General features: G+C 65.8%; 5 protein-coding genes. All 5 read left to right on the plus strand.

The window, feature by feature from the left end; translation table 11 throughout:
- Positions 1-900: SRPBCC family protein (locus KDB67_RS15725; protein WP_291017458.1), on the plus strand; the 900-nt coding region annotated here is incomplete at its 5' end.
- The gene (locus tag KDB67_RS15730) at positions 881-1,207 is read left to right on the plus strand and encodes a hypothetical protein (RefSeq protein ID WP_291017461.1); all 327 of its coding nucleotides are present in this window, start codon (positions 881-883) and stop codon (positions 1,205-1,207) included. The genes KDB67_RS15725 and KDB67_RS15730, both read left to right, overlap by 20 nt.
- Positions 1,208-1,232: 25 nt before the next feature.
- Positions 1,233-2,456: an amidohydrolase family protein gene (locus KDB67_RS15735; RefSeq protein WP_291017463.1), complete on the plus strand. Its 1,224-nt coding sequence runs from the start codon at positions 1,233-1,235 to the stop codon at positions 2,454-2,456.
- On the plus strand, positions 2,443-2,892 hold the full coding sequence (locus KDB67_RS15740; protein WP_291017465.1) for a nuclear transport factor 2 family protein: 450 nt from the start codon (positions 2,443-2,445) through the stop codon (positions 2,890-2,892). Before KDB67_RS15735 ends, KDB67_RS15740 begins: the two co-directional genes overlap by 14 nt.
- Positions 2,892-3,310: acyl-CoA dehydrogenase family protein (locus tag KDB67_RS15745; protein ID WP_291017467.1), on the plus strand; the 419-nt coding region annotated here is incomplete at its 3' end. The genes KDB67_RS15740 and KDB67_RS15745, both read left to right, overlap by 1 nt.

Raw genomic sequence — 3,310 nt, forward strand, 5'->3', positions numbered from 1 at the left:
CAGCTCGACGGTGAGCTCACCTACGTGCAGCAGGAGAGCGAGTTCTTCGACCTCGACAAGAGCCAGTACGGCCTCAAAGAGGTGCGCTGCGAGGTGTGGGAAGGCTTCATCTTCGTCAACTTCGACAACACCGCGGTCTCACTCACCGACTACCTCGGCGCATACGGCAAGGGCCTGGAAGGTTATCCGTTCCACGAGATGACCGAGACCTACAGCTACCGCGCCGAGATCGGCAGCAACTGGAAGCTGTTCATCGATGCGTTCGCCGAGTTCTACCACGCACCGATCCTGCATCAGAAGCAGGCGGTCAAGGACGAGGCCGACAAGCTCATGAAGGTCGGCTTCGAGGCTCTGCACTACGACCTGCAGAGCCCGCACTCGATGATCTCCTCGTGGGGCGGCATGGCTCCCCCGAAGGACATGAACATGGTCAAGCCCATCGAGCGGGTGCTGCGCTCGGGCCTGTTCGGACCGTGGGACCGTCCTGACATCGAGGGCCTGGACCCGCTGCCCGCGGCCGTCAACCCGGCCGGCGCAAAGCCCTGGGGCGTCGACGAATTCGAGTTCTTCCCCAATATGTCGCTGCTGATCTGGGCACCGGGCTGGTACCTGACCTACACCTATTGGCCCACCGCGGTTAACAAGCACATCTTCGAGTGCAATCTGTACTTCGTGCCGCCCAAGAATATCCGCGAGCGGCTGGCCCAGGAATTGGCCGCCGTCACGGTCAAGGAATACGCACTCCAGGACGCCAACACCCTGGAGGCCACCCAGAAGATGCTGGAGACCCGGACAGTCACCGAGTTCCCGCTCTGCGACCAGGAAATCCTGCTGCGCCACCTGCACAAGATGGCCGCCGATCACGTTGAGGAGTACCGCAATGCCAGTGTTGCCGGCTGAATTCGCCGATCTCGAGCCCTGGGCCGACTGGGCGCTGGAGACCGAACAGGAGCGCTACGCCAAGCGCCTGGCCTCCACCATGCCGCAGATGCAGGAGTTCTACGACGCCGCCTTCCCCCGGCTGGCCGACGTCATGGACTACGGCGACCAGTTCGACATCCACGATCTGCCCGAGGATGTCCGCAAACTCGTGCACCTGATGCAGTCGCTGATCATGGTGTCGTTCCCGGTGGAGGTGTGGAAGCAGCCGCGCGTGCCCGACTCGGGTGCCGCCTGGGCCGAACTGGTCTACGAACCCGTTGTCTGAAGTGGCACGGTGTGACGGGACACAGATGCTCATCATCAAGGCCGCCGGCCTGATTGACGTCGACGCGGGCACCCTGGTCTCCCCAGCGGTGCTCCGCGTCGACGGCGATCGCATTGTCGGCGTCAACGACGGTGTCGCCGAATCGGACTCGGACGAGGTGATCGACCTCGGCGACAACATCCTGCTGCCCGGGCTGATGGACATGGAGGTCAATCTCCTGATGGGCGGGCGCGGTGAGCGTCCACCCATGTCGTCGGTCCAGAACGATCCGCCCACCCGCGTCCTGCGCGCCGTCGGCAACGCCCGGCGCACCCTGCGGGCCGGATTCACCACCGTCCGCAACCTCGGGCTGTTTGTCAAGACCGGCGGCTATCTGCTCGACGTGGCGCTCGGCAAGGCCATCGACGCCGGCTGGATCGACGGCCCGCGCATCGTGCCCGCCGGGCACGCCATCACCCCCACCGGCGGACATCTCGATCCGACGATGTTCGCCGCGTTCGCCCCCGGCATCATGGACCTCACCCTCGAGGAGGGCATCGCCAACGGTGTCGACGAGGTCCGCAAGGCGGTGCGCTACCAGATCAAGTACGGCGCGCAGCTCATCAAGGTGTGCGTCTCCGGTGGCGTCATGTCCATGACCGGTTCCCCTGGTGCACAGCACTATTCGTTCGACGAGCTGTGCGCCATCGTCGACGAGGCCCATCGTCGCGGGCTGCGGGTGGCCTCGCACACGCACGGCGCCGAAGCGGTCAAACAGGCGATCCGGGCGGGCATCGACTGCATCGAGCACGGCTTCCTGATCGACGACGAGGCGATACAGATGCTGGTGGACAACGACACCTTCCTGGTGCCCACCACCCGCCTGGCCGACGCGATGGACACCTCGCACGCCGCCCCCGAACTGCAGGCCAAGGCCGCGGAAATGTTTCCCAGGGCCCGTATTTCGGTGAAGAAGGCCTACGACGCCGGGGTCAAGATCGCCGTCGGCACCGATGCGCCGGCCATCCCGCACGGCAAAAACGCCGACGAACTCGTCGCGCTCGTCTCCCGCGGCATGTCGAATGCGGCCGTGCTGCGCGCGGCCACCGTCGTAGCGGCCGAGCTCATCCAGGTCACCGACCGCGGCCGCCTGGCCGAGGGACTGCTGGCCGACATCATCGCCGTCCCCGGCAATCCCCTGGACGACATGACTGTCACCCAGGATGTTCGTTTCGTCATGAAGGGAGGACAGGTCTATGTCAACAAGTGAGCGCACCGACGACATCGTCGAAATCGGCCAGCTGCTGGCCAAATACGCGGTCACCATGACCAAAGGTGATGTGGACGGGGTGGTTTCGGTATTCACCCCCGACGGCACCTACAGCGCCTTCGGCGACGTGTACCCGCTCGACCAGTTCCCCGCTCTGGTAGCAGTGGCCCCCAAGGGCCTGTTCATGACCGGTACCGCGCACATCGAGTTCGGTGAGCCCGACGACTCGGGAATCATCAACGACGCCACCGGAACCCAGCCGCTACAGTTCGTCGACCACACCCAGTCCGACATCCGCATCGGCTACTACTCCGATACCTACCGCCGTACCGCCGACGGCTGGCGCCTGGCCACCCGCTCGATGACGTTCATCCGCCGCAACGGCGAACACAACTCCGGCCGCCCCCACGTCGTCGACCTCACCGCCGCACCGTGATCGAGGCCGACGAGTTCCGCGCCAAACTCGTCTCCTGGCTCGACACCCACGACCTCAGCCCAGGTGCCGACCACTCCTTCGACGCCCAAGTCGCCCAGCTCTCCCGCGTCCGCAAGGCCCTCTTCGACGCGGGCTGGATGCGGTACGGCTGGCCCGCCGAAGTCGGGGGCCTCGGCGGTCCGGCCGTGCTGCGGGCGATCCTCGGCGAGGAGGTGGCCACCCGCTTCCTCGCCGAACCCGGCATCTACTCGATGATCGAGGTGCTCGCACCGACGATGATCTCCTACGCCCGCCCCGAACTCGCGGCCGACATGGTGCCGCGGCTGCTCGACGGCACCGAACAGTGGTGCCAGGGCTTCTCCGAACCCGGCTCGGGCAGCGACCTCGCGTCCCTGACCACGCGTGCCGAGCAGCGCGG

The sequence above is a fragment of the Gordonia sp. (in: high G+C Gram-positive bacteria) genome, from assembly GCF_020438995.1.
In the GTDB taxonomy this organism is placed as follows: domain Bacteria; phylum Actinomycetota; class Actinomycetes; order Mycobacteriales; family Mycobacteriaceae; genus Gordonia.